The following is a 3,370-nucleotide window of genomic DNA, read 5'->3' as shown; positions in this document are numbered from 1 at the left end:
GGTGGCGGGGACGGGGTGTAGGCGGCACCCTACTGACGGGAGTCGTTGTCGAATCGCTGTCAACAGTCACCGGTCGGGCCCGGCGGCGTTGACGCCGCCTCGTGGGAGAGCCGATGGCCGCACAGCGCAGTCCGGCGGGTCACGACCTGGCCGCCCTCGGGACGCCACGGCTGCTGAGGCCGCCGGATCTCGTGCGGGAGGGCGGCAGGGTGCGGGAGGCTTCGGTGCCGCCGCTGGCGCCGCCCCGGCTGACGGGCTCACTTGCGGACATTCCGTTCGAGAACGCAGAACAGGCCCCTGGTGAGGTGGTGTTCGCGCGGCGGAGCGCGGACGGCACCGAGTGGCGGGACGTCACCTGTGCGGAGTTCGCCGGCGAGGTCATGGCGGTGGCGAAGGGGCTGCTCGCCAGCGGACTGAAGCCGGGAGAGCGCCTGGCGATCATGGCGCCGACCTCCTACGCGTGGACGCTCGTCGACTTCGCCGCCTGGGCCGCCGGGCTGATCACCGTGCCGCTGTACCCGGGTTCGTCGGCCGGGCAGGTGCGCACGGTGCTCCGCGACGCGTACGTCTCGGCGATGCTCGTCGCGGACGTCGAGGACGTCCGGCTGGTCAGCGCCATCAGAGGCACGCTGCCCGACCTGCGGCACCTGTGGCAGTTGGACAACGGCGCGGTGGGGCAACTGGCCGCCGTCGGAAGCCGGATACCCGACGCGCTGGTGAACGAACGGCGGGCCGCCCTCGGTCCGGACACCGTCGCCACACTCATCTACACCTCCGGCACCACCGGCCAGCCGAGAGGGTGTGTGCTCACCCACGGCAACTTCCACGCCGGCGTGGACAACGCGATCGAACTGCTGCACCCGGTGTTCGAGCGGGTCAGCGACGAGCCCGCCGCCACACTGCTGTTCCTGCCGCTCGCGCACGTCTTCGGGCGTATGGTCTCCGTCGGCTGCCAGCGCGCCCGGGTCCGGCAGGGCCACGCGGCGAGCGTGCGGTCAGACGAACTCCTCGCCGATCTGCGGGGCTTCCGGCCCACCTTCCTGCTGGCGATCCCGCACGTCCTGGAGAAGGTCTACAACACCGCCCGGGCGACCGCGGAGTCCAAGGGGCGGGCCGGGGCCTTCGACCGGGCCGCCCGGGTCGCGACCCGGTGGGGCGACGCCTGGAGCCAGGGGCTGAAGGGGGAGGGAAGCGGGCCCGGCGTCGGGCTGCGCACCGCCCGCGGGCTGTACGACACCCTGGTCTACAAGCGGGTGCGGGCCGCGCTCGGCGGCCGGGTGCGGCACGTGATCTGCGGCGGCTCGCCGCTGGGGGAGCGGCTGGGCGCCTTCTACGCGGGCGCCGGCATCGAGGTCTACGAGGGGTACGGGCTGACGGAGACCACGGCCGCCGTCACCGTCACCCCACCGCTGCGCCCGAAACTCGGCACGGTCGGCTGGCCGATGCCCGGTATGGCGGTACGCGTCGCCGACGACGGCGAGGTGCTGCTGCGCGGCGGCCAGGTCTTCTACGGCTACTGGGACGCCCGCGACCACAGCGTGCCGAAGGAGACCGACGCGGACGGCTGGTTCGCCACCGGCGACCTCGGCGAACTCGACGACGAGGGCTACCTCACCATCACCGGCCGGAAGAAGGAGCTGATCGTCACCTCCGGCGGCAAGAACGTGGCACCGGCGCCGCTGGAGGACTGGCTGCGCGCCCACCCGCTCGTCGACCAGGCCCTTGTTGTCGGCGACGACCGCCCCTACCTCGTCGCGCTGCTCACCCTGGACCAGGACGGGCTCGCGCACTGGCGCCGCACGCACCGCAAACACGGCCTGACGACGCGCGAACTCGTGCGGGACGGCGACCTGTTGCACAGCCTCCAGCAGGCGGTGAACGAGGCAAACGGCCTGGTCTCGCGTGCGGAGTCGATCCGCCGGTTCGCCGTGCTGCCGGTCCGGTTCACGGTCGAACGCGGCCAGCTCACCCCGTCGTTGAAGCTGCGGCGGGCGCAGATCGTCGCCGACTTCGAGCAGGAGGTGGCGGAGCTGTACCGGGTCCCGGACGACCCGGCCTGACACGAGGTCCGGCCGGGTCGTCGGGACGGGGCGGCGCGCCCGGGTCGACGGGACGGGGCGGCGTGCCCGCCCCGGGGCTACTCCGCGAAGCGGTCCGCGAGCCAGGCGATCGCCAGCGGTGAGCCGGCCATGGCGCCGCTGACGTGCGCGAACGGCACCGACCTGAACGTCACGTCGGCGCCGCGCGCCCGCCAGGCGTCCCGCAGCGCGGTGCCCTCGCTGTACGGGATCAGGGTGTCCACCGAGCCGTGGTAGAGGAAGACCGGCGACCTGGGCGCCGCGGTGCCGAGCGTGGAACGGGCGAGGCGGTCCCGCCACAGCGGCTCGGCCAGCGGGTTGCGGGTGGTGATCTGGTCGACGCGGCCGAACGGCCAGCTCGCCGTGCCGAGTTCGACGCACTGCGTCTCGGCGATGCGCTTCTGGATCTTGCCGCGCGCGTTCAGATAGCCGTCGAGATCCAGCTCCGGGAAGGCCGCGTCCTGCCCGACGGCCGCCATCGCGATCAGCCCGGATCCGGCCTTCCCCTCGTTGTACTCGGCCACCTCCAGCAGGTCGCGCGGCACACCGCCGGTCGCCGTCCCCCGCACGTCCAGCTCGGGGGCGTAGGAGCCGTGCAGTTCGGCCGCCCAGCTGGAGGCCTGCCCGCCCTGGGAGTAACCCATCACGCCCACCGGCGAGTCGGCGCCGATGCCGGCCTCCGGCAGCCGCATCGCCGCGCGGGCGGCGTCGAGCACCGCGTGCCCGGCGGACGGGCCGACGGTGTAGGTGTGGGTGCCGGGGGTGCCCAGGCCCTCGTAGTCGGTGACCACCACGGCCCAGCCGCGCAGCAGCGCCCGGTTGATCAGCGAGCCCTCCCTGGTGAGGCCGGCGGGGAAGGTGCGGGAGGGCGCGCAGTGGTCGGCGAGACCGACCGTGCCGACCGCGTAGCTGACCAGCGGGCGGGTCCCGGTACGCCCGTCGGAGGGCACGATGACCGTTCCCGACACGACGTTCGGCTTGCCGGTGGCGGTGGTCGACCGGTAGTGGATCAGCCACGACCGGGCCGTGGACGGCGTGACCGGATCCGGTTTGAAACGCTGCGGGACGGCGCTGACCAGGTCGCCGGGCGCGAGCGCGGCGGCGTCCACCGGGGCGGCGCCCGCGCCGTGCGGGGCAGCGGGCCCGACGGCGCGGGTGTCGGCGGTGGCGGCCGGCGGGCCGGCGGCCGCCAGCAGCGCCGCCAGCGCGCCGGCCAGACCCAGGCGACGGGTGTGACGGCGCCGGGCGGAGCCGCGACCGGGTCGGACGCGCGGCGGCGAGGAGGGTGGGGT

2 protein-coding genes are annotated in these 3,370 nt (G+C 74.3%); one reads left to right on the top strand and one right to left on the bottom strand.

Going from position 1 to position 3,370, the window contains the following annotated elements:
- Positions 1-113: 113 nt before the first annotated feature.
- The gene (locus GL263_RS23805; RefSeq protein ID WP_182857802.1) at positions 114-2,060 is read left to right on the top strand and encodes an AMP-dependent synthetase/ligase; all 1,947 of its coding nucleotides are present in this window, start codon (positions 114-116) and stop codon (positions 2,058-2,060) included.
- Between the two features lie 77 nt (positions 2,061-2,137).
- Here the strand turns inward: GL263_RS23805 and GL263_RS23800 are convergent, their stop codons facing one another.
- On the bottom strand, positions 2,138-3,301 hold the full coding sequence (locus GL263_RS23800) for a lipase family protein (RefSeq protein WP_182857803.1): 1,164 nt from the start codon (positions 3,299-3,301) through the stop codon (positions 2,138-2,140).
- Positions 3,302-3,370 lie beyond the last annotated feature (69 nt).

Origin of the sequence: Streptomyces durbertensis, assembly GCF_014156695.1 — a bacterium.
GTDB classification, from domain to species: Bacteria; Actinomycetota; Actinomycetes; order Streptomycetales; family Streptomycetaceae; genus Streptomyces; species Streptomyces durbertensis.
The sequence above is the reverse complement of the archived record's forward strand: the minus strand, read 5'-3'. Positions and strand labels throughout refer to the sequence as shown.